The organism is Pseudoflavonifractor sp. An184 (genome assembly GCF_002160305.1).
Classification (GTDB): domain Bacteria; phylum Bacillota; class Clostridia; order Oscillospirales; family Oscillospiraceae; genus Lawsonibacter; species Lawsonibacter pullicola.
The window spans coordinates 21,630-48,403 of sequence record NZ_NFKI01000026.1; the positions used below are offsets into that span (position 1 = coordinate 21,630).

Annotated in this window: 27 protein-coding genes; 9 read left to right on the top strand and 18 right to left on the bottom strand. The window is 62.8% G+C overall.

The window, feature by feature from the left end:
- Window positions 1–155 precede the first annotated feature (155 nt).
- The 4 genes from B5F19_RS09860 to B5F19_RS09875 form a co-directional block, all read right to left on the bottom strand.
- Complete coding sequence (locus B5F19_RS09860) at window positions 156–365, bottom strand: DUF896 domain-containing protein (protein WP_087290054.1); 210 nt, start codon at window positions 363–365, stop codon at window positions 156–158.
- Window positions 366–374: 9 nt separating this feature from the next.
- Entirely contained in the window at window positions 375–605 is a 231-nt protein-coding gene (locus tag B5F19_RS09865; RefSeq protein WP_087290056.1) for a DUF4177 domain-containing protein, read from the bottom strand.
- Between the two features lie 21 nt (window positions 606–626).
- Window positions 627–1,424 carry a YlmH/Sll1252 family protein gene (locus B5F19_RS09870; RefSeq protein ID WP_087290058.1) on the bottom strand — a complete coding sequence of 266 codons (798 nt, stop codon included), beginning with the start codon at window positions 1,422–1,424 and terminating at the stop codon, window positions 627–629.
- Window positions 1,425–1,621: 197 nt separating this feature from the next.
- On the bottom strand, window positions 1,622–2,563 hold the full coding sequence (locus B5F19_RS09875; protein ID WP_087290060.1) for a D-2-hydroxyacid dehydrogenase: 942 nt from the start codon (window positions 2,561–2,563) through the stop codon (window positions 1,622–1,624).
- Window positions 2,564–2,863: 300 nt separating this feature from the next.
- On the opposite strand from B5F19_RS09875, the gene B5F19_RS09880 reads away from it, so the two are divergent.
- From B5F19_RS09880 to B5F19_RS09905, 6 genes are all read left to right on the top strand, one after another.
- Window positions 2,864–3,826 carry a LysR family transcriptional regulator gene (locus B5F19_RS09880; RefSeq protein ID WP_162612561.1) on the top strand — a complete coding sequence of 321 codons (963 nt, stop codon included), beginning with the start codon at window positions 2,864–2,866 and terminating at the stop codon, window positions 3,824–3,826.
- A 127-nt stretch (window positions 3,827–3,953) separates the two neighbouring features.
- Window positions 3,954–4,442: a sigma-70 family RNA polymerase sigma factor gene (locus B5F19_RS09885; protein ID WP_087290064.1), complete on the top strand. Its 489-nt coding sequence runs from the start codon at window positions 3,954–3,956 to the stop codon at window positions 4,440–4,442.
- Window positions 4,435–5,640 (top strand): hypothetical protein, encoded by a 1,206-nt coding sequence (locus tag B5F19_RS09890; RefSeq protein ID WP_087290066.1) that lies wholly within the window; start codon window positions 4,435–4,437, stop codon window positions 5,638–5,640. Before B5F19_RS09885 ends, B5F19_RS09890 begins: the two co-directional genes overlap by 8 nt.
- Window positions 5,641–6,619: 979 nt before the next feature.
- Complete coding sequence (locus B5F19_RS09895; protein ID WP_087290067.1) at window positions 6,620–6,991, top strand: GntR family transcriptional regulator; 372 nt, start codon at window positions 6,620–6,622, stop codon at window positions 6,989–6,991.
- Window positions 6,988–7,890, top strand: a complete 903-nt coding sequence (locus tag B5F19_RS09900; RefSeq protein ID WP_087290069.1) for an ABC transporter ATP-binding protein — start codon at window positions 6,988–6,990, stop codon at window positions 7,888–7,890. The genes B5F19_RS09895 and B5F19_RS09900 overlap by 4 nt, the downstream gene beginning before the upstream one ends.
- On the top strand, window positions 7,844–9,829 hold the full coding sequence (locus B5F19_RS09905; protein ID WP_140394206.1) for a hypothetical protein: 1,986 nt from the start codon (window positions 7,844–7,846) through the stop codon (window positions 9,827–9,829). The genes B5F19_RS09900 and B5F19_RS09905 overlap by 47 nt, the downstream gene beginning before the upstream one ends.
- A gap of 51 nt (window positions 9,830–9,880) precedes the next feature.
- Here the strand turns inward: B5F19_RS09905 and B5F19_RS09910 are convergent, their stop codons facing one another.
- The 14 genes from B5F19_RS09910 to B5F19_RS09975 all read right to left on the bottom strand — a co-directional run bounded on the left by B5F19_RS09910 (window position 9,881) and on the right by B5F19_RS09975 (window position 23,827).
- Window positions 9,881–10,678: a hypothetical protein gene (locus B5F19_RS09910; protein WP_087290072.1), complete on the bottom strand. Its 798-nt coding sequence runs from the start codon at window positions 10,676–10,678 to the stop codon at window positions 9,881–9,883.
- On the bottom strand, window positions 10,675–11,133 hold the full coding sequence (locus tag B5F19_RS18265; RefSeq protein WP_087290074.1) for a LytTR family DNA-binding domain-containing protein: 459 nt from the start codon (window positions 11,131–11,133) through the stop codon (window positions 10,675–10,677). The genes B5F19_RS09910 and B5F19_RS18265 overlap by 4 nt, the downstream gene beginning before the upstream one ends.
- A 166-nt stretch (window positions 11,134–11,299) precedes the next feature.
- Window positions 11,300–11,743, bottom strand: a complete 444-nt coding sequence (locus B5F19_RS09920; RefSeq protein ID WP_087290076.1) for an Hsp20/alpha crystallin family protein — start codon at window positions 11,741–11,743, stop codon at window positions 11,300–11,302.
- Window positions 11,744–11,950: 207 nt separating this feature from the next.
- Entirely contained in the window at window positions 11,951–13,411 is a 1,461-nt protein-coding gene (locus B5F19_RS09925) for a CotH kinase family protein (RefSeq protein ID WP_087290078.1), read from the bottom strand.
- A gap of 4 nt (window positions 13,412–13,415) precedes the next feature.
- Window positions 13,416–14,090 (bottom strand): DUF4956 domain-containing protein, encoded by a 675-nt coding sequence (locus tag B5F19_RS09930; protein WP_087290080.1) that lies wholly within the window; start codon window positions 14,088–14,090, stop codon window positions 13,416–13,418.
- Between the two features lie 24 nt (window positions 14,091–14,114).
- The gene (locus B5F19_RS09935; protein ID WP_242972773.1) at window positions 14,115–14,810 is read right to left on the bottom strand and encodes a polyphosphate polymerase domain-containing protein; all 696 of its coding nucleotides are present in this window, start codon (window positions 14,808–14,810) and stop codon (window positions 14,115–14,117) included.
- Window positions 14,794–16,044, bottom strand: a complete 1,251-nt coding sequence (locus B5F19_RS09940; RefSeq protein ID WP_087290084.1) for a PepSY domain-containing protein — start codon at window positions 16,042–16,044, stop codon at window positions 14,794–14,796. Before B5F19_RS09940 ends, B5F19_RS09935 begins: the two co-directional genes overlap by 17 nt.
- 173 nt (window positions 16,045–16,217) lie before the next feature.
- On the bottom strand, window positions 16,218–17,312 hold the full coding sequence (locus B5F19_RS09945) for a hypothetical protein (RefSeq protein ID WP_087290085.1): 1,095 nt from the start codon (window positions 17,310–17,312) through the stop codon (window positions 16,218–16,220).
- Window positions 17,309–18,049, bottom strand: coding sequence for a sigma factor (locus tag B5F19_RS09950; protein ID WP_087290087.1), 741 nt, complete (start codon window positions 18,047–18,049; stop codon window positions 17,309–17,311). Before B5F19_RS09950 ends, B5F19_RS09945 begins: the two co-directional genes overlap by 4 nt.
- Before the next feature lie 362 nt (window positions 18,050–18,411).
- Window positions 18,412–19,269 carry a YitT family protein gene (locus B5F19_RS09955; RefSeq protein ID WP_087290089.1) on the bottom strand — a complete coding sequence of 286 codons (858 nt, stop codon included), beginning with the start codon at window positions 19,267–19,269 and terminating at the stop codon, window positions 18,412–18,414.
- Window positions 19,270–19,476: 207 nt separating this feature from the next.
- A complete protein-coding gene (locus tag B5F19_RS09960) occupies window positions 19,477–20,919 on the bottom strand; it encodes a sigma 54-interacting transcriptional regulator (RefSeq protein ID WP_087290091.1) in 1,443 nt (480 codons plus the stop codon).
- Window positions 20,920–20,988: 69 nt separating this feature from the next.
- Window positions 20,989–22,359 carry a sodium/glutamate symporter gene (locus tag B5F19_RS09965; RefSeq protein ID WP_087290093.1) on the bottom strand — a complete coding sequence of 457 codons (1,371 nt, stop codon included), beginning with the start codon at window positions 22,357–22,359 and terminating at the stop codon, window positions 20,989–20,991.
- A gap of 62 nt (window positions 22,360–22,421) precedes the next feature.
- On the bottom strand, window positions 22,422–23,585 hold the full coding sequence (locus tag B5F19_RS09970) for an NAD(P)-dependent oxidoreductase (RefSeq protein ID WP_087290095.1): 1,164 nt from the start codon (window positions 23,583–23,585) through the stop codon (window positions 22,422–22,424).
- Window positions 23,586–23,632: 47 nt separating this feature from the next.
- Window positions 23,633–23,827 carry a hypothetical protein gene (locus B5F19_RS09975; protein ID WP_087290097.1) on the bottom strand — a complete coding sequence of 65 codons (195 nt, stop codon included), beginning with the start codon at window positions 23,825–23,827 and terminating at the stop codon, window positions 23,633–23,635.
- A 301-nt stretch (window positions 23,828–24,128) separates the two neighbouring features.
- On the opposite strand from B5F19_RS09975, the gene mobP3 reads away from it, so the two are divergent.
- From mobP3 to B5F19_RS17500, 3 genes are read left to right on the top strand one after another with little or no spacing between them, the layout of a single operon-like run.
- Entirely contained in the window at window positions 24,129–25,709 is a 1,581-nt protein-coding gene (mobP3, locus tag B5F19_RS09980) for a MobP3 family relaxase (RefSeq protein ID WP_162612562.1), read from the top strand.
- A gap of 25 nt (window positions 25,710–25,734) precedes the next feature.
- Complete coding sequence (locus tag B5F19_RS17495) at window positions 25,735–26,253, top strand: site-specific integrase (RefSeq protein WP_162612563.1); 519 nt, start codon at window positions 25,735–25,737, stop codon at window positions 26,251–26,253.
- Entirely contained in the window at window positions 26,216–26,593 is a 378-nt protein-coding gene (locus B5F19_RS17500) for a hypothetical protein (protein ID WP_162612564.1), read from the top strand. Before B5F19_RS17495 ends, B5F19_RS17500 begins: the two co-directional genes overlap by 38 nt.
- Window positions 26,594–26,774 lie beyond the last annotated feature (181 nt).

Sequence of the window (26,774 nt, forward strand, 5' to 3'; positions counted from 1 at the left end):
TCTCGGAAGGAAAGATAGTGTGAAAGAAAACCATCAGGGTTTTCTTTCACGCGCAATCAAACAACGTTTGAAACTTTTTCGAAAGTTTCAAACGCTTGGCAGCGTGTTAAAAAGCTCTCACGAGCTTTTTGACATGCTGCGGAAGATTAAGAATCTCAGTCTTTCCGCTTTTTCATGGGCACCCGGGTGCCGTCGGGCCGCTGGAGGTAGGTGTGCTCCAGCTGGCTCTCCAGGTTGGCTTTCACGGCGTCCAGGTACTCCCGGCGGAGCAGGGCCCGCTCGTGCTTCTCCTCCTCCGTCAGCCCCTCCGGGGTCTTGGCCTTCCGGGCCAGGGCGTTGATCCGGTCGATTTTTGCTTGTTCCATAGCTTCCTCCTACTGTCCCGTCCCTCTGGGGATGGGGCGCTCAAAGATCAGTTCGACGGCCTCGATGTGGCCGGTGGCCCGCTGCTCCACAGGCAGAAAGCCCGCATACCGCCAGCCCTCCCGGCCCCGGCGGCAGATCCGCTCCTGGTGGCCCTCCAGCTGGATGCCCACTCCGCCAAACAAGCTGTACCCGCCGGCCGAGAGCTCCAGCCGCTCAAATTCGTATTCATAGCTTGGCATATCCTGCACCACCTGTTCTCGTCATTGATACCGCTCCAGCACCAGCATGATCCGTCCTTTTCTGGAGGCCCCCAGGACCTCCTTCACCACGCACTTGCCCAGGCCGCGGCAGGTGAGCACGTCCCCCTCATTCACCGTCCGGTCCCCCTTCATGCACTCCCGGTGGTTGATGGACACCCGCCCGGCGGAGATGAGGTCCGCCGCCTTGGACCGGGAGGTGGAGAAGCCCGCCGCCAGCACCGCGTCCAGCCGCAGGGCGGACACCGTGTCCCGGAGGGTCTTGACGGTGGGGGGCCTGGGGGTGAGGGCGGAGAGGGGGATCTCCCCCACCGACACCTTCCACCGGCCGGCGGACTCCCACTGGCTCAGGAGGATGGGCAGGGCCTCCCGCAGGGCGACCACCTGGCACTTCCCCTCTAACATCAAAATGTCCCCCAGCTTCTCCCGGGTGATGCCCAGGCCCATGAGGGACCCCAGAATGTCCCGGTGGGTGAGGGAGGCCCCGTTTGGGAATGTCCCCTCCAGGGCGGCCAGGGGGCCCTCCGGGTCGGAGAGGGCGTCCTCCGGCTCCTGCCAGTCGGGGGGAAAATAGAGGATGTTCCGCTCCGAGCCCTCATAGCCCCCGAAGGCGGCGTACCGGGGGTTCCCCCAGGCGGTAAGCAGATCGGCGGCGGAGGCCTGCTCCCCCGGGGTCAGGAAGGGGGTGTGGGCGGGGACGCCCCGGTTCTGGGCCAGCTCCAGCTTGTCCAGCACCCGGGCCAGCAGGGTCCGCTCCTCCCCGCTGCGGGCGCAGCGGTCCAGCAGTTCGGTCTTGTTCACTCTCCCGCCTCCTCTCGTGCAGCGCGTTTTCTCTAGTATACCAGGAAACTCCGGCCGGAACAAGGAGAATCGAGGGACCGCGTCTGGGAATCCGGCCCTTCCAAGAAACAGCAGGCCCGGCACTCTTGCGAATGCCGGGCCGCTGCCGCTCATATAAAATCCTTTGCTGCTCGATTTCCAGAAAAGGAGGAAAACGCTTACTTCAGGTCCAGGGCCTCTTTCACCTTGGCGATGATGTGGGCGCCGATATCCCGGGAGGCGTCCACGGTCTGGGCGCCCAGGTGGGGAGTGACGATGAAGTTGTCGCACTCAAACAGGGGGGAGTCGAAGCCAGCGCCCTCGGTCAGGCCGCCGGCAGCCAGCTCGTTCTCCATAACGTCGGAGCCGTAGCCGCCCAGCTTGCCGGACTTCAGGGCCTCGTACATATCCTTCTCGTTGACGATGCCGCCGCGGGCCATGTTCAGCACCACCGCGCCGTCCTTCATCTCGGCGATGGACTTGGCGTTGAACAGGTTTCTGGTCTCGTCGGTGAGGGGCATGTGGATGGTCACATAGTCGGACACCTTCAGCACCTCGTCGATGGACAGGCTCTTGGCGTGCTGCTCCTCAAACACATGGGCGGGCAGGTAGGGGTCATAGGCCACCACGTCCATCTTGAAGGCGCGGGCCAGCTCGCCCACGCGCTGGCCGATGCGGCCGAAGCCCAGAACGCCCAGGGTCTTGCCCCGCAGCTCGGAGCCCACGAACTTATACTTGTCCCAGGTCTTGTTCACCTTCACGTCGTAGCAGGCGGGAATGGTGTGGCGGGCGATGTCCAGCATCTTGGCGATGGTCAGCTCGGCCACGGCGTTGCCGTTGAGGCCGGGGGCGTTGATGACCTGGATGCCCTTCTCCTTGGCGGTGTCCAGATCGATGTGGTTCAGGCCCACGGAGCACACGCCGATGACCTTCAGGTTCTTGGCGGCGTCCAGAATCTCCTTGTTGATGGCGGGGTCGACCCGCATGATGAGCACGTCATAATCGGGGATCAGCTTGGCCAGCTCCTCCTGGGTGGGCAGCATGTGGGTATCCACCTGCATGTACTTGCTGAACTCCTCGGCGATGCTGCTGTGGACGGCGTCGATGATCAAACACTTCATGGCGATCCATCTTCCTTTCTCTTCATTTCACAATTTCTGGTATGGTCCACGGGGTTGTCCCCGCAATGCCATTCGTCTTTTGCATGCTTCAAAGATTTCCCAGTCAAAAACAGCATACATTTTAAACCGGAACCGCGCTCTTTTTTCCAATTCGTCCTAGTTTTAATACTATTAAAGCATAAAATCGGCAATTCGAACAGCAGATTTTTGCTGATGGTTGCCACAGCCTTTTCATTGTGGTATACTGGGCTTATCCCAATGGAAATGAAGGATATCATTCAAAAGCCGGAAGGAGCATCTATGAATTTTCTGCACCTGAAATATTTCCTGCTTGTAGCCGAGGAGCTGAACATCACCCGGGCGGCGGAGCGCCTGTTCATCTCCCAGCAGTCCCTGAGCAACCACATCAGCAACATGGAGAAGGAGCTGGACGTGAAGCTGTTCACCCGCTCCCCCAAGCTGTCCCTCACCTACGCCGGCGACCTGCTGGTGGAGACGGCCACCCAGATCCTGGACCTGCACAGCCAGTTTCTGGCCAAGGTGGGCGACATCAACCGCCACTACATGGGTGTCCTCCGGGTGGGCATCTCCCACACCTGCGGCCTGGCCCTCCTGCCGGAGATCCTGCCCCAGTTCCAGGCGGAGTTCCCCATGGTGGAGTTCTCCCTGTTTGAGGGCAACTCCACCCACCTGGAGGACGAGCTGGCCCACGGCCGGGTGGACCTGATCGTCTGCTTCCAGCCCATTATGATGGAGGGGGTGGAGGTGGTCCCCCTCACCGAAGAGAAGCTGATGATGGTGGTCCCAAAGTCCTTCACCGACGAGATCTTCGGGGAGCGGGCCGGCGAGATTCGGGAGCAGTTCTCCTCCGGGGCGGACATCGACTCCTTCCAGCACATGCCCTTCATCCTCATCAAGCGGGGCAACCGCACCCGCAGCACGGTGGACCAGTATTTCAGCCGCCACTTCTTCAAGCCCAAGCTGATTCTGGAGACCGAGAACACCATCACCACCCTGGCCATGGCGGAGGCGGGCATCGGCATCACCATCTGCCCGGAGCTGTTTTTGAAGACCATCCACGTGACCTCCTCCCGCTCCGCCTCCGACCCCCTGGACTTCTTCCCCCTCACCGACCCCTCCACCATCTGCAAGCTGGTGGTTGGCTACCGCCGGGACCGGTACCTGTCCCACTTCGGCGAGCGGTTCATCCAGCTGGCGCAAAACGTTCTGGGGACTGCCGAGGACCAGCCCGCCGGTGCATGACCCCCTCCTTCCGCACACCGCATCCACAGCGGCGGCCCCTCTGCGGGGCCGTCTTTATTATTTCCCGAAAAAGTCTGTCACGATCCGGGCCGCTGATTCGTATACCCGGTGAAAGGAGGATGAGGCCATGACGGAATGGAGCCAGCCGGACCAGGCGGAGCGCTTCGTCCGGGAGTACGCCGACCCCATCCTGCGGGTGTGCGCCGCCTACTCCCTGGGCCGCTCGGACGCCCAGGACATCTGCCAGGACATTTTTCTCACCCTGCTGGAGGAAACACGGACCTTTGACACCCCGGGCCACGAGCGGGCCTTTATCCTGCGGTGCGCCATCAATGCCTGCAAGGACATCCTGAAAAGCAGCCGGTTCCGCCGCACCGCCCCATTAGAGGAGGCGGAGCGGGTGGCCGCCCCGGCGCCGGGGGAGGAGCATGCGGTGTGGCAGGCGGTGGCGGAGCTGCCCGCCAAGGAGCGCATCTTAGTGTATCTGTTTTACTGCGAGGGCTACGGCCTGGAGGAGGCCGCCCGGATGTGCGGCTGCTCCTACGCCGCCGCCCGGCAGCGGCTGAGCCGGGCCAGAAAACGCCTGCGGACGGAATTGGAGGTGTACCATGGGTGATTTGAGACATTCCTTCGACCCCGTCTTCTTTACCCAGGAAGAAAAGGAACAGCTGACAGCCCGCCTGCGTCAGGCGGCGGAACAGGAGGACAACATGAAAGATTCCACCAAACGCGCCATCCGGCACACCAGCCACCGCCTCATCATCGGGGTGGCCGTGGCGGCCGCCCTCACCACCGGGGCCCTGGCCGCCGCCGTGGGGGGCGGCCTGATGGGCTACTTCGAGGCCCGCACCCCCGAGGACCAGAGCACTCTGGAGGAGGGCATCTACCAGTTAAACCGCAGCGAGACCTACAACGGCTGGACCGTGGAGCTCACCGACTGTATCGGGGACGATTCCAACGTCTACCTGTGGGTGGACGTGACCGCCCCGGAGGGGACGGCCCTGACCCCGCCGGAAGGAGGATGGATCAGCTCCAGCTTTCAGGCGGAACTGCCCGAGGATGTCTCCGCGGCAATGATGACCAGCCTGACTGCCCTGCCGGACGAGGACGCCGGAGACAACCGCATTTCCTTCTGCATTATGATCAACGCCGTCTCGGGGGACCTGCGGGGAAAGCAGGTGGACATCACCATCGAGCCCATCACGGAGAGCTGGGTGACCACGGGGGAGAATGGGGACCTTGTATTCCATGAAGGAGGCACGCTCACCGAGGCCATCCGGGACCACAAGTGGGTGTTTGAGGATGTGATGCTGGATTACCCCGACCAGACCATCCGCCTGGAGCCCCATGTGGAGGTCCCCTATCTGGACGGCACCGCCACCCTCACAAAAGTGGAGATCTCCCCCCTGAATACCCTGGTGCGCATTGAGGGCGGCTCCTGCTACGATCACCACAACCGCCTGGAGGATTCCCCTGCTGTGGACTCCAGCGGCACAGAGGAGGTCATCGAGGTGGACGGCTTCACTATCACCGTGGACGACGGCTCCGGGGCGGATGCCTACTGGAATGACTTCATCTGCTGGGACGCCCTAGAGACCGCGCTGGTGATGAAGGACGGCGCCATCGTGGAGCCCTCGAAGAACGGAGGAGGCTCCGGCTGTCAGGACGGAGTCAGCAACGACGTCTACCAGGGACCGCCCTATGTGGAGAGAAAGTTTCAGTATGCCGAGAGCAGCAATGCCCCCCGGGTCATTGATCCCAGCCAGGTGGACTATATCCTGGTGTGCGGCGTGCGCATCGACCTGCCCCAGTAAATATGCGGAAAGCGGCCCCAGGCGGGGCCGCTTTTTTGCGCGGAGGCGGGTCTGGGACCCGCCCCTACAAAAAATGGGGACGTATCAGGTATGCCGTAGGGGCCGGACACTGGCCGGCCCGGAAACGGGCGGCCCGGTGTGCCGCCCCTACAAAAATACGGAAACCTGTCCGGTGAACGCCGTAGGGGCCGGTCCCAGACCGGCCCGCAGATGTACGCGGCGCGCCGAGGCCGTCGCGCCCTACGGTCCTGTAACCTCCGAAGCGGGCGGCCAAAGGCCGCCCCTACGGCGGATTTCGGGAAACCGGCGGGAGGGACAAGCCCCTCCCCTACGATAAAAACGTAGCGGTTTGGGGTTTGCGTAGGGGAGGCCCTTGGGCCTCCCGCCGGGATTTGCACCAGTCCACGCCTGCTCGGCAAAGCCAGGCGCGGCGGCGGAACCGCGCCAGTCACAATTTTCCACTCGGCCAGGGCCCAGTGGCCCGGCGGGAATTTAGACACTCACTCAGATTTTGCGCGCCGGAAGGGCTTTAATGCGAGACAGGAGCGCCCCCCGTAAAGGGGGCCCGGGGGAAAGCCGTCATTGGCGAACAAAGTTCGCCTCTGCGGCGTCCCCCGGCGGCGTTTTGGTTACTTTGCCGCCGCGGGCAAAGTAACCCGCCGTCCGCAGACGGCGGAATTCCCTGCAATACGGCGCGCCGAGGTCGTCGCGCCCTACGCCCGGAAAAAGGCTGTTCCCTCATCGCCCCCTCATCCGTCTGGCCTTCGGCCAGCCACCTTCCCCCCAGGGGGAAGGCTTTTGCGGGGGAAGGCTTACAGGCGGCTGATAGCCGCCCCTACACAGAAGAACGGCGGTGAAATACCCCGCCTTCATAAAATCTTAAGAGGTTCTTAATTGATTTTCCTTCCTCCCCGGCATATACTCAGTGTACTAATACAGTTCATACAGATATCAGATATAAGCGGAAAGGAGGAAGCGCATGCTGAATCTGGACTATCGGGACGCCCGGCCCATCTATGAGCAGGTGCGGGACGGCCTGCGCCGCCTGATGGTCACCGGGGCCATTCAGGAGGGGGAGAAGCTGCCCTCGGTGCGGTCCCTGGCCAGCCGCCTGGCCATCAACCCCAACACCATTCAGCGGGCCTACGAGTCCCTGGAGGCGGAGGGCTATCTGTACTCCGTGCCGGGGAAGGGCTCCTTCGCCGCCCCCCACACGGGGGTGGACCAGGGGCGGAAGGAGGAGCTGCTGGGCCGCTTTGACGCGGTGGCGGCGGAGCTGCTGTTCCTGGGCGTGGGAGGAGAGACGCTGGTGGAGCGGGTGCACCGGCTGGAAGGAGGAGAAACGGCGTGATCCAAGTCAACAACGTGGTAAAAACCTTCGACGGGTTCCGGGCCCTGGACGGCCTGACCATGTCGGTGGAGGGGGGCTCCATTTACGGCCTGGTGGGCCCCAACGGAGCGGGCAAGTCCACCATCCTGCGGCATATCATGGGGGTGTACCGGCCCGACTCGGGCTCCATTCTGGTGGACGGCCAGCCGGTGTATGAAAATCCGGCGGTGAAGGGCCGCATGGCCTGGATTCCCGACGACCTCTACTACTTTCTGTCCGCCTCCACCCGGGACATGATGCGGTTCTACCGGGGGCTGTATCCCCAGTTTGACGACAAGCGGTACCAGGCCCTGCGGGACGCCTTCCCTGCCGTGGACGAGGCGCAGCCCATCCGGAGGCTGTCCAAGGGCATGCAGAAGCAGTCCGCCTTCTGGCTGTCCCTGTGCTGCATGCCGGACATCATGGTGCTGGATGAGCCGGTGGACGGCCTGGACCCGGTGATGCGGCGGCAGGTGTGGTCCCTGCTCATGGGGGACGTGGCCCAGCGGGGGACCACCGTGCTGGTGTCCTCCCACAACCTGCGGGAGCTGGAGGACGTGTGCGACCACGTGGGCATTCTCTCCCACGGCAAGGTCCTGCTGGAGCGCTCTCTCACCGATCTCCAGGACAACATCCTGAAATTGCAGGTGGCCTTCCGGGACGGGGAGCTGCCCAGGCTGCCGGAGGAGCTGAACGTGCTCCACGTGACCCAGGTGGGCCGGGTGCACACCCTCATCGTCCGGGGCAGCCCGGAGGAGATCAAGGGCCGGGTGGCCGCCCTGGACCCCCTGTTCCTGGAGGCCCTGCCCCTGTCGTTGGAGGAGATCTTTATTTATGAGCTGGGAGGTGAGGACTATGCGGTCCGGGACATCGTTCTTTAACGGCACCCTGTACCGGAAGGCGTTTTTCCGGTTCTGGCCCATCTGGGCTATCTACGGGATACAGTGGCTGCTGCTGATTCCCATGCCTCTTCTGACCACCGCCCTTCAGGGCCGGAATCCCGGCGCCACCAGCATGGCCGACTATCTGTTCATGATGGCCCAGGAAACGCCGCCTTCCCTTCTGGTCTTTGGCTCCATGTCCGCGGCGGTGGCGGGCGTCATCTGCGCCATGGCTGTGTTTGCCTATCTGTACTCCAGCCGGTCGGCCTGTACCATGCACGCCCTTCCTCTTCGGAGAGAGACTCTGTTTGTCTCCCACTACCTGGCCGGGCTGTCCTTCCTGCTGCTGCCCCACCTGGCGGTGTACGCCCTGACGGTGGCGGTGGAGGCCGCCCTGGGGTGTCTGGGGCTGTGGCCCCTGACTCAGTGGCTGCTGTGCCAAAGCGGGATGTGCCTGTTCTTCTACTCCTTCGCCGTGTTCTGCGCCATGTTTACCGGCAATCTGGTGGCCCTTCCCCTGTTTTACGGCATTCTGAACTTTCTGGCGTATGCTCTCACCAGCCTGGCGGAAAACGTGTGCTATGCGTTTCTGTTCGGCTTCCAGCGCTTCCCCAGCGCCCTGTGGGAGGCGGTAGCCTGGCTGACCCCCTGGCTGAGTCTGGCCGATGCCCTCCACATTGACCACTATGTAGATGCAGGTCCGGTTTTGGCGGCACCCTCCACCACGGCGATTTATGCCGCCGCCGGGCTGGTCTTTGCCGCGGCCGCCCTGCTGGTATACCGGGTGCGGCATGTGGAGTCCGCCGGAGACGTGGTGGCCGTGAAGGTGGTCCGTCCTGTGTTCCGGTACGGCTTCGCCCTGTGTGCCGGTCTCACCGGCGGGGTATGGACCTCCTCTCTTCTCATGCAGGACAGTACCACCGCCCTCACCTTCTGGGTGGTCTTCTGGGGCGTGGTTGGCTGCTTTGCGGCAGAAATGCTGTTGAAAAAATCCTTCCGGGTCCTGAATGCCTGGAAGGGGAGCGTGGCCCTGGGGGCGGTGATGCTGCTCCTGTGCCTGAGCGTGAGCCTGGACTGGTACGGCTATGAGGACCGGGTGCCCGCATCGGACCAGGTGGAGTCGATAGAGATCTACGGCCTGTCCTCCGCCCCCTACGACGGTGCCGACAGCAGCATAACCTTAACCACCCCGGAGAATATCCAGCGGGTCATTCAGTTCCACCAGATGGCCGTCCAGATGGAGGACCAGCAGTACGACGGCCAGAACACAGACGGATACCTGTATGTTCATCTGACCTATACCCTGGCCGACGGCCGGGTGATGGAGCGGGTCTATAACAATCTGCCCCTCCGTGAGGACGATCTGGGGACCGAGGGCACCTTTGCCAATTTGGCCAATCAACTTTTGTCCGACCGGGAGCTTGTGGCGGAGATGTACGATTTTGAAACCGTGGAGCAGGGCCGCCTGGTGGAGGCCTATCTGGATTCGGTGTGGAACACCCGAACCCAGGGCTATGAGACGGTATACATTGACGGCTCCACCCAGGCGCTGTATGACGCGGTGAAGCAGGACTTCGCCGAGGGCACCATTGGAATTCGTTATCTGCTGGACAACAGCCAGGCGCGGCTGGACAACACCTGCGTCACCGACCTGCACTTCACTGTGGAGGTACCCCAGACCGCCTCCACCCCCGGAACCGGGGACCGGGCCGCCTCGGAGATGGTGAGCTATGACTGGTATATCACCCTCACCCCCAACGCCTCCCACACCCTGGCCCTGCTCCGGGAGTTGGGTGCCCTGGATGAGACCCACATCGCCCCCACCTATGGGGAATACCTGTCGGATACGGAGACCACCTATGACGGCTACCGCAATCCGGACGGGAGCATCCCCGAGGACATCCTCTACGACGCCCCCGCCACCCGGACGGTGTCCTGAAAAACGCAGCCGGCCCCGGACCACAAAAATGGTCCGGGGCCGGTTTTCCTTTTATTTCCGTTTGACCCGTCTCCACGCCCCGCCCGCGGCGTTTCCCGCCAGGGCCGGGAGGGCGAACAGCAGGCTGTGGAACAGGGCCGTATGGTTGTAGGCGATCAGGGCCACCGGGACATAGAGGAGCCCCCCCGCCAGGGGGTACAGGGGACAGAAGCCCGCCCTCCGCCCCAGGGAGAAGCCGGAGCAGAACCCCGCCGCCGGCAGCACTGCAAAGGGGAACAGCAGCCCGGAAAAGACGGGCACATCCACCACAAAGGTCCCATCCACCCACCGGGCCAGCAGGGGGGCCGCCACACAGATGAGGGCCAGCAGGGGCAGATAGGGCAGCGTCTCCCGCCATTTCAAGGGGCTGGGCCCCGGGGAGAGGCCCAGGCGGCGGCGCAGGTCGGCCACCTCCCAGTACCAGCCCACATACCGCCCCAGCCACACCAGCAGGTACAGCAGGGCCAGGATGCCCAGCCAGCCCGCCAGATAGTCCGGGCGCTTCACCTGGAAGCACAGCCGCAGCAGGAGTAGCACCTCCAGGGCGGTGAGGGCGAAGTGGGCCAGGGACCGGACCACTAGCGCGGGGCCCTCCCCGGCAAAGGGGAGGGCCGCCGTCCCCACCGTGGCCCCCAGGGCGGCGCACAGGGCCAGGAGCACAACTCCCGCTCCCCCCTGCCCCAGTGCCAGGACCAGGGGCTGTCCCGCCCCGCCCTCTCCCAGCAGGGGCCCCCACAGGACCGCCCCCAGCAGCAGGCCGGCCAGCCCACCCAGGGCGGCCAGCAGCACCCCCGTTCTCCTCTCGTTCACAGGGCCCCCTCCTCTCCCAACAGCGCCTGCTTGATGCGCTTCACATACCGCCGGGACACATAGCACACCGCCGCCCCGTCCCCCAGGGTCATGCGGATGGTCCCCGTGAGGGACAGGTCCAGGGCCGTGATCTTCCGGCTGTTCACCAGCTCCGAGTGGGACACCCGGAGAAACCCCCGGCGGACCAGCCGCTCCTCCAGCTCATACAGCCGCAGGCGGACGGCGTAGACCCCGGCCTCCGTCTGGGCGGACACCCCCTTGCCGTCGGTGTAGAAGCGGTAGACCTCCCCCGGCTCCAGCAGCACCGCCCGCTCCCCCCGGAAGGCGGGCACCGGCCCCAGGAACACCCCGGACAGGCGCTGGGCCAGCTCTTGCAGCTCCGGGGTGTCCGCCCCGGCGTAAATCACCGCCCGGGGCTCCTTCCGCCCGGGCTCCAGTCGGATCTCCACCTCCACGGCGCTCCCTCCCCTCCTGATTTCCTTGGCCCCAGTATACCCGCCTTTTCCGCCCCCGTCCACACTTTCGGGACAGCCGGTCGTTTTCTCCGCCTACTCGGCGGGAGGCCTCGTACAGACAAAAAAATCCCGGGCCGCAGGCGGCTCGGGAATTTCAGCTTGGTTATCAGCCGATGGCGATGGTCGTGCTCTTGGGCAGCTCCTTCTTCTCCTGCTTGGGCAGGGAGATCTTCAGGATGCCGTCCTCGTACTTGGCCGAGATCTGCTCGGGCTGGATATCGCCCACGTAGAAGCTCCGGCTCATGGCGCCGGCGTAGCGCTCCTGACGGATATACTTGCCCTCCTTGTCCTTCTGGTCCTTGTCCAGGCCCTTGGAGGCGCTGATGGTCAGGTAGCCGTCCTTCAGGTCCACGTCGATCTCGTCCTTCTTGAAGCCGGGCAGGTCGATGTCCACCTCATAGGTGTTCTCGGTCTCCCGCACGTCGGTCTTCATCAGGTTCTTGGCGTGCTTGCCATACAGAGGATTGCGGCCGCCCCACACGGGGAAGCGCATAAAGTCATCGTCAAAGAAATCATCAAACAAACTTTCACCAAACATGCTGGGCAACATAAGTCATTCCTCCATTCTTCGCACTTATTTCTTGCCCTGCGGGGGGAGCCGCATCTTCTCATCCGGCCCCTCTCTCTTGGAACAACTATGTTATAGCACGTTGAATTAGCACTGTCAAGCGGAGAGTGCTAAAATTCATAAAAGAAGCAAAGTTTGTTCACAAATTATACGATTTTTCCAACTGTGCCTTATATCTTTCCCCTTTTTTTACATTTCTTCCCGCGCCGCGCCCCCCGCCGCGGCGGCCAGCGCGGCGTCCTGCCGCCCCTCCGCGCGCTCCAGGTCCTCAAAGTCCCCCAGGGCCCGCAGGTCCACATGGGAGGCGTCCACCCCTGCGTCCGGGTGCTCCGCCCGCTGGGCCAGGGTGGAGGGGAAGGTCCCCTCCAGCTGTCCCCGGACGCTTTCGGAGCGCAGGCGGCACACCTCCAGCAGGGTATCCACCGCCAGCAGGTGGTCCTCATAGGAGCAGAAGGCAGTGGGGTCGGCCTCCACATAGGGGGCGATGAGGGCCTGCGTCTCCCGGATGACCGCCTCACACCGTCCGCTCTCCAGGTACTCCGCCAGGAACTGGCCGAAATAGGCGTGGTACCGGGCAAAATATTCGTCGTTCTTCATCAGGTTGTGGTAGAGGGGCCGCTCCAGCATGGTCTCTCCCCGGGCGGGGGTGTTGATGGGCCAGTTGAGGAGCACGTCGGGGTCCCGGATGGGGTCGGTCATCCCCAGGGCGTAGGTGCCGAAGGCCAGATTGTAGTCCCAGGGCAGGATGGAGAGCACCCCGTCCTCCTCATAGAGGAAGTAGTTGTGGCCCGTGTGACCCAGATAGCTGTCCCAGTTCATCACGAACACCTGCACCACAAAGTACCGCAGCACCTCGTCCACATTCACCGCCGTCTCCAGGTCCTCCCCGGAGGCCAGAGTCTTCAGGGCCTGGATGAGCCGGGCCTGGTCCGCCCCGTCCACATCGAACTTGGCGTTGTCGAAAATGTTGGGATAGCGCTCCGGGCCGCCGCCCGCATAGCGCAGGGCCACGTCGGCGTTCTCGGCGTTCAGGGAGGTGTAGTCCGGCTTGTAGAGCTGCCCGTGGTCCGCCCCGAAATTCCGCCGGGCAAAGGCCTCCTCTGGCTCCTCAATGGCCAGGAACAGCCCCCAGGGGGAGCCGTTCACCGTCACCCACACGAAGCTCCGCAGGGGGGCGGGCACCCCCATGTACTCCATCATGTCGTAGACCAGATAGGTTTTCAGATAGCTGTTGTCCTGAAAGGAGGCGTCCAGGGAGAATTTGTCCAGGCCGTGGTAATTTCCCCCGTCCACATAGTGGTCAAACTCCAGCTTCAGGCTGTGCCGGGCAAGGCCGTACTCCTCCGTCAGCCGCAGGGAGTTGTTCCCCTTGGCCCGCAGGCCCACCTGGCGGAACTCCTCCCCGTCCACGGACACCGTACAGGGGATGTACTCCTCCTCCGGCGCCTCCGCGATAAACTGCGCCCAGTCCTCCGCCTGAATGTCCACGGTGTGGACCCGGCTGTCATCGAACAGGCGGTATGCATATTCCGGGGCGGCGGAGGCGGGCTGGAGGCCCAGGGCCTCCCCGAAGAAGAGCAGGCCGGTGAGGACCAGGGCCAGTACCATGGCCAGGGCGCACAGCCGGTCGATCTGTCTGTGGCGGATCATGGTCTCAGCCCATGTAGTCCCCGTTGTAGGAGACCAGGACCACGTGGTCCACCCCCGACATGGCCCCCAGCTCGTTGACGAAGCCGGTGTCCGCCTCCCGCAGGCGCACCTCGAAGTTCAGCTCGATCTCCCCCGGGGAGACCGCCTTGCTCTTCAGGTTCAGGCGGCGCACCCGGGCCTCCACCAGGGCGCGGACCTGCTCCTCCTCCCGGGGGGAGGCGCAGCGCACCACCAGAATATAGGGGGACTCCCCGTTCTTCTGCCGGGAGAACACCAGCAGCACCGCCCCCACAAAGAGGCTCCCCAGCACCGCCAGGGGGATGAGTCCCGCCGCCAGCACGATGCCCGCCGCGATGGACCAGAACAGGAAGGCGATGTCCATGGGCTCCTTGATGGCGGTGCGGAACCGGACGATGGACAGGGCGCCCACCATGCCCAGGGAGAGGACGATGTTGCTGGTCACCGCCAGAATGAGCAGGGTGGTGATGAGGGTGAGGGCGATGAGAGTCACCCCGAAGCTGGGGGAGTACATGACCCCGCTGTAACTTCTCTTGTACACCAGGAAGATGAACAGCCCCAGAAGAAAGGCCAGCACAAGGGCCAGAGCGGTGTCCAGCAGGGAGACGCTGTCCAGCCGCTCCAGAAAGCTGGATTTGAAGATGTCCTGAAAGGTGGTCATGGGAAGGCCACTCCTTACCTTAATTTAGTCGTACCGGCGGCACAGGGCGTACTTGGAACAGGCGGCCGCCCTGCGGTTGGGGATCTGGACGGCCATACGCACCAGATCGGGCAGAAAGGCGTCGTACTTGACCTCCAGCACCGTGAGGCCGGAGAGGGGCTTGAGGAAGAACCGCTCCGGGCGGAAAAAATCCAGCGGGCTCAGCCCGGTGCGGACCTCCCGGTCCAGGGTGATGCGCACATTGCCGGGGGCGTACAGAAATGCCTCCCGGTCGTAGCAGACCGCCGTCCGGGGGGCCAGGAGGCTCCCCCGCAGCTTGTGGTACAGCTCGGCCAGCAGGGGCTCCTCCCGCTCCAGAAGGAAGTCCGGCTCTCCGGCCAGCAGCCGCTCCCCCTCCTCCCGGGAGAGGCGGGCGGAGCGCTTGCCGCACAGGCCGTTCACCTTGAACTTCTTCTCCAGCTTCAGCCAGTTGGGATCATCTCCGTAGTACCGCAGGCGGAACTTCTCCCGGCGGTCCACCCCGTCCAGCTTCTCCCGGAGGGCGGCGTCATAGGGGGTGTCCAAATACAGGCTGGTCACCCGGTAGGAGCCGTCCGCCCCCGCGTGCTTATCGTGGGGAAACAGGCGGCGCAGCCGCCCGGAGAGCACCAGATCCTCCGGGGGAGAGATCTGGTGCTTGAGCTCGTGGCGCATTGGGGCGGGCTCAGTCGTCCCAGTCATCGTCGTCGTCATCGTCGTCCCAATCGTCGTCGTCATCATCGTCCCAGTCGTCGCTGTCACTGGGGTAGTCGGAGCCGGTGGGGTCCCCGTACCAGTCGTCGTCATCGTAATCGGTGACGCCGTCCGCATTCGGGCCGTAGTCCGTGTCGTCATAGTCGGTCACCCCGTCCGCGTTGGGACCGTAGTCGGTGTCGTCGTAGTCAGTGACGCCGTCGTTGTTGGGGCCGTAGTCGGTGTCATCGTAGTCGGTGACCCCGTCGGCGTTGGGGCCGTAGTCCGTGTCGTCGTAGTCGGTCACCCCGTCGGCGTTGGGGCCATAGTCCGTGTCGTCGTAGTCGGTCACCCCGTCGGCGTTGGGGCCGTAGTCCGTGTCGTCATAGTCGGTCACCCCGTCCGCGTTGGGGCCGTAATCGGTGTCGTCATAGTTGGCGGCGGGGACAGCGGTCCCGGCAGAGGCATTGTAGTCGGTGACGCCGTCCCCATAGGGACCGTAGTCGGTGTCGTCGTAGTCCTGGTATTCGGCGTCCATCTCGGTGACCTTGCCGGTGACGGCGTTCACCTCGTACTCGTACTCCACGCCGTCCATGACAAACTCCACCTCGTACTCCCCGTCGTCCAGGTCGTACTCCTTCTCCACAAACTGGATGTCATCCCGGCCCAGCTGAGTGGAGAGGATATTCTGGGCGGCGGCGGCGTTGATGTAGCCCTTGTCCCCGTAGGTATCGTCGTAGTCGTCGCTGTCCAGGGCCACGGTCTGGGAGCCGATCTGGTCGGCCTCCACCACCAGGCGGACGGCCTCGGCCAGCTCGTTCAGGAACTGGTCATTGGGGTAGGCGGAGCCCCGCTCCAGCTTGAGCACGATGTTCTTCTCGTGCCCGTCGATGGTGGCGTCAAAGTAGCCCCCGGCGTTGATCTCATCCACCAGCTCCCCCACCACGGTGGCGCAGGGCTTTCCCTCATAGCCGGTGTAGGAGGCCAGCACCGCTTTTCCGTCCTCATTGAGGCCGGTGAGGGCCACCACATTGCCCACCTTGTCGTAGTCCATCTCGATCTCCGGGTTGACGCTGAGCAGCACGGTGCCCACGCTGCCGCCGTCCCCGCTCTGGAGGGCGGACCCGGAGGCGGTTCCGGAGGAGGCCGCCGCTCCGCCGTTCCCACAGGCGGTCAGAGTGGTCAGGGTCAGGGCGGTCACCAGGGTCAGTCCAAACAGCTTGGCGGTGAAGTTCGTTTTCATAACATTCATCTCCTTAAATTTGTCATGTCTGTATGAGCTGCCGGTTCCGGGCCAGGGATGGCTCCGCACACGGCGCGCCGGGAATTTCCCGTCTCTCTTTGTTTTACATCCGAAGAATACGGGGGCCGGAGGGAAAAACCGGGGTCGCTGGAAAAAACTTTTTATTTTTTCTGTCAGTCGTCATCGTCCCCATCATCGTCGTTTTCGCCGTCATCATCGCGGTCGTCATCGTCATCGTCATCCCCGCCGTCGTCCTCCCGGTCCTCATAGTCGGTCACGCCGTCATAGTAGGGGCCGGAGGACGGTTCCGTGTAGTCGGTGATTCCGTCCGCATTGGGGCCGTAGTCCGTGTCCGCGTAGTCGGTGACCCCGTCCGCGTTGGGGCCGTAGTCCGTGTCGTCGTAGTCGGTCACCCCGTCCGCGTTGGGGCCGTAGTCCGTGTCCGCATAGTCGGTGACCCCGTCGGCGTTGGGGCCGTAGTCGGTGTCCGCGTAGTCGGTGACCCCGTCGGCGTTGGGGCCGTAATCTGTGTCATCGTAGTCGGTGATCCCATCCGCACCGGGGCCGTAGTCCGTGTCCTCCTGCCCGCCGGAACCGGCGCTGGGGTCCGCCGCCGTCCCCGGGGTCTGCTCGGGGACCTGGGGCGTGACCGGCACCACCACCTCCGCCGGCTCCTCCGGAGAGCCGGCGGGCTGCGTCTGATCTGCCGCGCCGCCCAGCTGAATGACGATGGCCGCGCCGTACCGCTCCTCCAGCTGAGCCTGGACCTGGGCCTCCTCCCGGGCCTGCCAGTCCGCGTCCGAGCTGCTGACGGTGATGGAGATGGTGTCCCCATCGGAGAGATAGCCCATGTCGATGGCCCGCTCCACCAGCTCGCCGGCGGCGGTCTCCCGGTCCTTGCCCCGATAGTCGTACCCCTCGATCAGATCCTCGCCGTCGGCGTTGAGCCCCTCCAGGTCCAGCACCCGGTCGGTGCGGCTGACGGTCATCTCCACGTCCGGGTTGATCTGGATGCGCAGGGTGCCGTAGGCGGTGTAGTTGGGCTGGTAGTACCCAAAGAACACCAGGCAGAGGCAGGCGGCCGCGGCGGCCAGCCCGGACAGGGGCTTCCACAGGGCGGGGGCCCTGGGCCTCGCCTGCCGGAGCTCCACGATGTGCTGGACGGTGTCGCCCACCCGGTATTGCAGGTTGGCCGCCTTGAGGAACCGGCCCTCCTCGTCCAGCACCACCGCGTAGGCGGGGTGGGTCTCCATGACCAGATACTTCATTTCCGTTCCCCTCCTCTCCCGGGGCCGATTTGACACAGGTGCCCCCGAATGATTTCATATCCGTTGGTGAAGGCCAGCAAAATGGCCACCAGGTACTTCCGGTGCCGCTCCAGGGTCTTCCGCTCCGTACCCGAGCCAAGGGCCAGTTCGTTCATGGGCAGCTTTCCGGTCTCCGCCACCTTGTTCAGCAGCTCCGGGTTCGCCCGGGCGTAGTCCAGCACCCGGCGGCAGGCGGCCAGCGTCCGGTCCTGGCGTGGGCAGTTGTCCGCCACATCGGAGAAGGAGAGCCCGAACCGGGCCAGCTGGGCGCCGAACTCCTGGATCTCCGCCTGGCTGGCGGTGCGCTGCTCATAGGCGCCGATCTCGTCCCGGTGGTCCGGCAGGGCGTCCAGCAGATGCCCGCTCTCCTCGTCGCCCCCGGCGGGCGCGTGGAGGGAGATCACATTCCCGTGGCGGCGCTCGGTCCGGTAGTGGTCGATGAGCCGGTTTTTGATGGCCCGGGCCGCGTAGGGGAGAAAGGCCCCCCGGTGCTTCTCATAGCTCAGGACCGCCTCGTAAAAAGCCAGCATGGCGATGCTCAGCTCGTCCTCGTGTCCGTCCTCCGGGGCGGCGTGGATGAATTTTACCGTCTCGCTGCGGATGAACCCCATGTACTGCCCGATCAGGGCGTCCGCCGCCTCCGGGTCCGTCTTCGCCGCGTACACCTGTCCCACGATGCTGTGTTCCGTGCCTACCATACCCTATCCCTCCATCCCCCTCCAGCAGAAGAATACGGAGCCTCCGCCGGATATTCGGGGTGGCGCCCTGAAATTTTTCTCAGGGGCGCAACAACCTATTATGACAGTATAGCAGAGCGGGGACCGGCCCGCGCTCCTCTCCCTGTCAAATTTTTGTAAAATGTATGTAAAAATGGATGTCGGCATGGGCCGCTGTCCCCCGAGCCCCCCGCCCTGTCTCAGGCGGATCTGATTCTGCGCAGGTTTTTCCACAAACTGAGCGCCGGACGGAAAGATCAATCTTCCCGTCCGGCGCTCAGTCCGTTCCGGTCCTCCCCAGAGGGAGTCCTCAAATATATCTTTCTCCGCAGGCCCGGGCCGGATTAAATGGCCTCCGCAAAGCCCTTGAAGCCCAGTCCCAGCACCTCCGTCGTCTCATTGACCATGACAAAGGCGTTGGGATCGCACTGGCCGATGATGCGCTTCAGCCGGACAAATTCCGACTTGCGCACCGTGCACAGCACCACATTGGTGGGGCTCCCGCTGTACGCCCCTCTGGCCGGGAGCACGGTGGTCGTGCGCTCCAGCTCCTGGATCACCCGCTGGGAAATCTTCTGTGGATGCTGGGTAATAATGACCGCCTGGCTGCCCGCGTCGCTGCCGTAGAGGATCATGTCGATGACCTTGGTCTGCACGTAAACGCTGATCAGGCCAAACAGACCGGCGTCCACGTCCTGAAAGACAAAAATGGACATCAGGAGGATGATCCCCTCAATGATCATCAGGGCGTGTCCAATGGAGTAGTGGGGAAATTTCTTCTGGAGCAGATACCCGGCGATGTCGGTGCCGCCGGTGGTGAAGCCGGCCTGAAAGATCAGGGCCATGCCGACGCCCACCACAATGCCGCCGTACACGCTGCTCAGCAGCCGGTCCCCGCCGTACATGGGACAGATGGGGGTGACCAAAAAGTCCAGGACCACGCTCACCAGCACCGTGGCGACCGCCGTGCGGACCGTGAACCGGTGGCTGAGGTAAAACCAGGCCAGCACCAGCAGGGGCAGATTGATCAGCAGGGTCAGCGTACCGATGGGCAGGCTGGTCAGGTGATTGATCATCAGGGCGATACCTACGGCTCCGCCGGGGGCAATCTGTGCCGGGACGATAAAGTACTGGGTTCCAACACTGTACACAAATGCGCCCGCCAACAGCAGCAGCACATTTTTGACCGATTCTTGTTTCATGGCAGCTCTCCTAACCGGCGCAACCCTCCGGCGAGCCTCACACGCCAGGCCCTGTTTGAAAATTGGAAATGTGTCCAACGGCAAGGAATCTTTTCGCCAGACCAGGCGATTTGACGCGGCAACACTTTGTGTATTGCAAGGAAAATCAACGCAGTATGGCGGAAAAAGACCCGCCGTTTGGGCATATTGACATGTTTCAAACATGGCCTAGGAGCTCCGGCGGCCTCCGGGCCGCAGGCCGTATTCCTGAATCCTCCGGCAGAGCGTCTGCCTCGGAATGTCCAGAAGCTGGGCGGCCCGGGAGACGTTCCCGCCCGCTGCCCCCAGCGCCCTTTGAATCAGCCCGCGCTCATATTCCTGCACCGCCTGGCGCAGGGGGCGGAGGGTTGGGATGGACTCCGGCCGCGCCCCCTCCTCCGCCAGGGGGAAGGGCGGCTGGGCGCCGGACGCGGGAAGCTCCTCCAGAGCCTCCAGGCCCAGAACCTGGGAGGAGGGCTCCACCCGGCTCATGGCCGATACGATCCGGTGCTCCAGCTCCCGCACATTTCCGGGCCAGTCGTATGCCTCCATCCACTCCGCCAGCTCCCCGGAAATATACTGAATGTGCTTGTGGAAGGTTGCGTTATGCTTGTTGACATATAGATTGATGAAGGGACGAATATCCCCCTTGCGCTCCCGCAGGGGCGGGATGCGGATGGACATCATGCTCAGGCGGTAGTAGATGTCCTGGCGCAGCTGGCCGCTGCGGATGGCCTGGAGGGGGTCCACATTGATGGCGGCGATGACCTTCACGTCCACGCACTTGGTCCGCCGCCCGCCCAGACTGCGGAAGCGTCCGTCCTGAAGGACCCGGAGCAGCTTGGACTGAAGCTGGACCGGCATGGCGTTGATCTCGTCCAAAAAGAGAGTCCCGCCGTCCGCCAGCTCAAAGAGCCCTTTGTTTTCCTCCGCGCCGGTGAACGCCCCCTTGGCCGTGCCGAAGAGGATGCTCTCCAGCAGGGTCTCCGGCAGAGCGGCGCAGTTCTGGGCAATGAACGGCTTGGCGCTGCGTCGGCTGGCATTGTGAATGGCCTGCGCCACCACTTCCTTTCCGGTGCCGGTTTCCCCGTAAATCATAACCGGAAGGTCGCAGGACGCCGCCACCGGAATATAGTCCCGCACCCGCTTCATGGCCGCGTCCTCCGCAATCAGGTCGTCCAGTGTGAATACGGCGGCGTCCCGCATGGCCATTTTTCGGGTGTCCCCGTGAAAATAGCCGGAGACGTCCACCTGGAGCAGCCCCTCCGTGGCCTCCGGACGGACGCCCGGCTCCTGGGTGGACAGGTCGATGGCCCCCACAATCCGCCCCCCGCATTTGATGGGGATGGACAAGGAGGTGATGGTGATTCCGTCCCGCCCCCTGGTCTTTAGAAACTGGTTTTCCACGTAGGCCGGGGCGCCCCGCTCCATCGCCTTGATGGTGGTGCTGGTCTGTGGGGTCAGGTTCTCATAGACGTCCAGGAAATTCTTCCCCACCAGCTCCTCTGAGCCCTGGTCCTGGCCCAGCTTGTTGTTGAACTTGGCGGTGAACAGAATCTCCCCCTCCAGGTTGATGATGGTGATTCCGTCAATATAGCCCTTTCCGTGAAACAGCTCCTGCAAAAACTTCATTGCCGCCCGCCGCCTTTCTGATGGACCTGTTTTCTCCTATCATATCAGACGGAGCGCGGAACCACAAGATTACTTCAGCTCCCCCTCCGCCGGGCGGTTCAGAGGCAGCTTGATCCACCACCACTTGAAGATCAGGTTGACGACGATGCAGGCCGCGAAAATTACCAGGTACAGCCCGATGAACTGCCAGTGCTGCCCGTGGAGCAGCATGCCGGGGGCCATGGACCAGGCGAACATCTCGAAGGGGGTGGTGAGAGGGCCGGTCAGGGCCGTGTCGTTGAGGGTCTTGGACTTGTTCTCCGGGTCCACAATGCGCAGCAGGATAAAGCCGATGGCAAATACGCCGGTGGAGTAGCCCCACACAAAGAGGGAGCGCTCAAACCAGCTGCCCTTGTTCATGGCCGGGCCGAAGTACATGAGGGTTAGCACCACCAGCACCATGCCGAATACCAACAGCATCAGCAGAGGGACGGCGTACTCCACAATTACGGAGATCTTGATGGAGGCGATGCCGAAAAACACCAGGTAGTCGGTGGCTGTGCCGGAAATACGGCTGATCACCGTATTGTCGATATAATGCCCCACTCCCGTCTTTTGAAAACACAGGAACATGACAATGGCGATGATAAAGGCCAGCAGATAACTGGGCAGATCCAGCCCCGTGGCGTTTTTGATCCAGCCGTTGGCCAAAAATCCGGCGCCGGAGGCCACCAGCAGCAGGGCCAGGTGCCAGGCCAGGGGGTCCAGCACCACGGATGCCACCGTCTCCCTGCCCATGGAGCCGCGCTTGTCCTCATCCCGGATCAGGCCGGTCTTCAGGTCGCCGGAGATGTACTGGAAGCTCTCGATATACTTGGTCCAGCCCCGCTTTGTACCGATCTTGATGAAGAACAGCCCGCCGAAGATCCCCGAGAGGATTCCCACCGTGGCGCAGGTCATGCCGATGTCGGTGGCGTCGGTGAAGCCCAGCTCCGCCATTTTAGAGCCCACCGCGGCGGCGGTGCCGTGGCCGCCGGAGAAGCCGGAGGCCAGCAGGAATCCGAAGCCGTAGTTGATCTCCGGGAACAGCCGGGAGATCACCAGCACCCCGAACAGGGGCGCAAAGGCGAACTGGATCGCCTGGGCCAGCACTTTATAGGAGAAGTAGGAGCCCACCCGGTCCAGCTCCGACTTGAACTCCTTCTTGGAGAAGGAGAAGCCGTTCATGCCCACGGCGGCAAAGATCAGGATGATCAGAGCGCCGGGGTAGTCCCCGATGGAACCGGAGAAGGGCAGGATATTCAGACCCTGGTTGCCCAGGGCCAGGGCGATAAAGCCGGCAATCATGCTGGCGGGGACAAAGAACTTCTGAACCAGGCCCACCTTGGCCCGGATCAGCTGTCCCACCATAATAAAGAGAGAGGCAATGGCAAAATCGAGCAGAAAATCGTTGACAGTCACTTGAGTTCCTCCTAAAGTTCCCCCATCCCCTCCGGCGGAGGACCCGCCGGAGGGGCACAGGATCAGAGTTGGATAAAGTTGCTGGACTTGGTGCCGGTGGCGGCGGGAGCCGGGTCCAGCTTCTCCCCGGCGATTCCCAGAATGTCCTCCGGACGAATCCAGGGCCGGTTCTGGATGGCGCTGGTCTCCTCGTGGGTCAGATAGCCCCGGTAGGCGGTGAGGCTGCGGCGGAGGAAGCCGTCCTTGGCGCAGGCGGCGGCCACCCCGTTGTTGAGGATGGAGCGGAAATGGGGCAGCATGGAGGCCGCGTAGGCGATGGAGGTGGACTGGGCGATGGCGCCGGGGATGTTGCTGACACAGTAGTGGACCACGCCCTCCTCAATGTAGCGGGGATCGTCATGGGTGGTCTCATGGAAAGTTTCGATGGCCCCCACGTCGTTGCTGATGTCCACAATGACGGAGCCCTTCTCCATGGAGCGGACCATCTCCCGGTCGATCATAAACTCGGTGGCGTCCTTGGGCCAGCGCACGCAGTTATAGACCACATCGATCTCCGGCAGCAGCTTTTTCAAGTTGTAGCGGTTGGAGATCTGGGTGTTGACCTCCTCGTTGAACTGCTTGCCGATATCCCGCAGCGTGCCGATGTTGATATCCATAACCGTCACCCAGGCCCCCAGGGCGTGGAGCACGGACACACAGGCCCGGCCCACGGTGCCGCCGCCGATGACCAGGGCCTTGACGCCGGGCGCTCCGCCCAGTCCACTGACAAATTTTCCTTTTCCTCCATGGATGGACAGCAGGGAGTCCAGCCCCATCAGCGCCCCCAGCTTGCCGGCCGCCTCGCAGTTGGGGGAGCCGTACCGGTGGGCGTCCTCGGCGGTAAACGCGATGCACTTGCTGTCCAGCAGCGCCTGCACCTCCTGGGGGTGGGCGGCGGGGTGGATGCAGGTGAGCACAATCTGATTCTCCCGCAGCAGGGGGAATTCACAGGGCTCCAGCTCCTTCACCTTGGTGACAAAGTCGCAGGTCCCATAGATCTCCTCCATGGTGTCCACCAGCTTGGCGCCCTCCTGAGCGTACTGCTCGTCCGCGAACCCGGCGCCCGCGCCCGCGCCCCGCTGCACATAGACCTCGTGGCCGTCGCGCGCAATGGCCTCCACTTCCGCGGGAGTCACGATGGTGCGGTACTCGCCCGGCTTAATATCCTTTAACAGTCCAAATTTCATAGGGAATCCCTCCATTTTTCTTTGCCGCGGCCTGCCGCAAGCAGCGTTTACCGTGTGGCCGCCTTGGCGTTCTGCTTTCCATAGCGTGCAAATTTCATACCAACTTCAGACCAGCCGTCTTGCCCGCCCCAGAGGAGTCCCAGGCCCATTGCAGGCCCGGAATTCTCCCAGGCGGCCGGGAACTGCCCATAATTGAGGCAAGCAAAGCGCTCAATTATGAGGATTTTCTCAATTTTGGTCATTCGGGGGGCATTCCCCCGGACACTCCGGGCGGGCGCGTCCCTTGGAAGCCGGAGCACTCCATGTCAAATTTTTGCCTTCCGATTTTACCATAACATCCGCAAGAATACAAATCCAAATCCGGCGGAAGGACCGGCTCGCGCCGCAGTTTCCGCGGCTTCCAACGGTCCCAGGAGGACCGCGCCCGTACATCAGAGCCGCCGCGTCCGAGGCGCAGGCCGGAAAAATTATGTGTTTCGCTTTCAGTATTTTTTCTCTACATGGGCAAAATAAGAATCACTTTGACCGTTGGAGGGAAATTACATGGACAAACGGAGCATCACGAGCACGGAGCTGGCCGCCTTTGCCCGGCAGCTGCGGGAGCAGGAGCGCGCCCCCGGCACCATTGAAAAATACATTCGGGACGTATCCGCGGCGTCCGCCTGGCTGCGCGGAGCGGAGGTCACCCGGGACGGGGCGGCGGCCTGGCGGGACAGTCTGCTGGAGCGGGGATACGCCCCCGTCACCGTCAATTCCATGGTGGCGGCGGTAAATCAGTTTTTCACCTTTCTGGGCTGGGAAGACTGTAAAATCAAGTCCCTGAAAATTCAGCGCAGGCTGTTCCGGGACGACCGGCGGGAGCTCACCCGGGAGGAGTACCAGCGGCTTCTGGACGCCGCCCACGGGCTGGGGCGGGAGCGGCTGGCCCTGCTGCTGGAGACCATCTGCTCCACCGGCGTCCGGGTGAGCGAGGTGAAGTATATCACCGTGGAGGCGGCGAACTCCGGGAAGGCGGAGATTTCCCTGAAGGGGAAGCTGCGGACGATTCTGCTGCCCGGCAGGCTGTGCCGGAAGCTGAAAAAGTACGCCAAAGCGCAAAAAACCGCCTCCGGCGAAATTTTTCGAACCAGAAGCGGAAAGGGCCTGTCCAGAAGGCAGATTTGGGGCGAGATGAAGCGGCTGTGCAAGGCGGCGGGGGTAGCGCCCTCAAAGGTGTTTCCTCACAACCTGCGCCACTTGTTTGCGCGGACCTTTTACAAAGTGTGCCGGGATGTGGTGATCCTGAAAAGCCCTTATCTCAAGTGCGGAGAAGGAAACTCTGTCAGTGGCTACATGCGGCACATCGGAATCAGAGAGCGAGTGGAACTGCTCCCGGATAATCGTCCTCCCACCAGAAAACAGGAGCAGTTGATTAGAAAACTGGTGAAGGATTTCCCTTCCTCCAAAAAGTTGGACGAGTATTTTGACTACGAAACCAAACCCACCAAGGCTCATGCCTCGGCTTTTATCGCCCGAGCATTGGAGGAAAACTGGCCGGAGATCCAACAGTCAGAGGGCTACATGAAGTACATTGCCACCCGCCCCAGAGCAGAGCGGCTGGGAGATCACGGGCTATTTGATGATGAAGATGCTGTGGATTTGGAACAGGCCATGCGGGAGTTGGATCAGTACACCGGCAACGTGTGGACGCACATCATCTCCCTGAAACGGGAGGACGCGGCCCGTCTTGGCTATGACAACGCCAGGGCGTGGAGGAACTTGCTCCGGGCAAATTGCAACGACATCGCCGCCGCCATGAATATCCCGCCGAATCATTTCCGCTGGTACGCCGCCTACCACGACGAGGGGGATCACCCCCATGTCCACATAATGGCGTGGTCAACGGTGCCCGGTGAGGCATATCATCCCCGATCTGGGACAGTTCCAGTTAGACAAGCTGACCACCGGGGACATTCAGGGATTCTACACCGATCTCAAGAAAAACGGCAGGCTGCTTCGCACCGAGCTCTATGGCGAGGGCCTGTCCGACCAGACCATCCGGGGCATCCACACCACTCTCCACGCCGCACTGAACAAGGCAGTGGAGGAGAAACTGATCTTCCGCAACCCTGCGGACAGCTGTAAACTCCCGCCCGCAAAATCCAGAGAAATGAAGGTACTTACTCCCGAGGAGATCCAGCGCCTGCTGATTCAGGCCAAGGAAGACGGCTGCTACGAGCTTCTGCTGCTGGAGTTGGCCACCGGCCTGCGCCGGGACGAGATCCTGGCGCTCCATTGGGATGACCTGAACTTCCGCACCGGGGCGCTGCGGGTAGAACGGCAGGTACACCGGGTAAAGGGCGAACTGGTAGTGTCTCCGCCCAAAACCAAGGCGGGCAACCGGACCGTGCTTCTCCCCGCCCCGGTTCTGAATGTGCTCCAAAGCTACAAGCAAACTGTCCGCTCCCGTTGGATGTTCCCCTCGTCAGTTAAGGAGGACGCCCCCATGGACCCCGCCGCGGTAAGAAAAAGGCTCCAGACCGTGTTGGATCGGGCGGAGTGCAAGAGACTCCGCTTCCACGATTTAAGGCATACCTTCGCCACAGCCTCTCTGGAGCATGGGATGGATATCAAGACCCTGAGCACCATCATTGGCCACGACCCTGAACACATACGCTCACATCACTGACGCCATGCGGCAGAACGCGGCGGACAAGATCGACCAAGGAATCGGGAGAGCCGAACCGAAACCCAGGCGGGAAGCGGCACCCCAGAAACCAGCCCCCAGCACCTTCCAAGCCCACAAGGGACAGCGGCGCAAACCAGGCACCGGATGCGTTAGCCAAATCAATGACCACCTGTGGGAGGGCCGCTACTCCCCCATCGTCAACGGCCAGCGCATGGCCCGGAACGTCTACGCGAAAACGGAAGCCGAGTGTGAGAAAAAGCTGGCAGAACTGATCCGGGAAATGAAGGCAGAGATCGTCGCTGGAAAAAACCGTATGAAACCGGAAAATATAGCAGGTTGACCAAGCGATACTGACGTATTGCACAAACGGGCCTCCGAAGGCAAAATGCCCTCGGAGGCCCGTCTTTTTCCTGTCTGTGGCTGGTTATGTGGTCAAAGGCAAAAGCCGAAATTCGAACCATCAAAAATAGTTGCAAAAAGCAAAGAAAACACCCGCTTTTCGCCTGGAAAGCGGGTGTTTT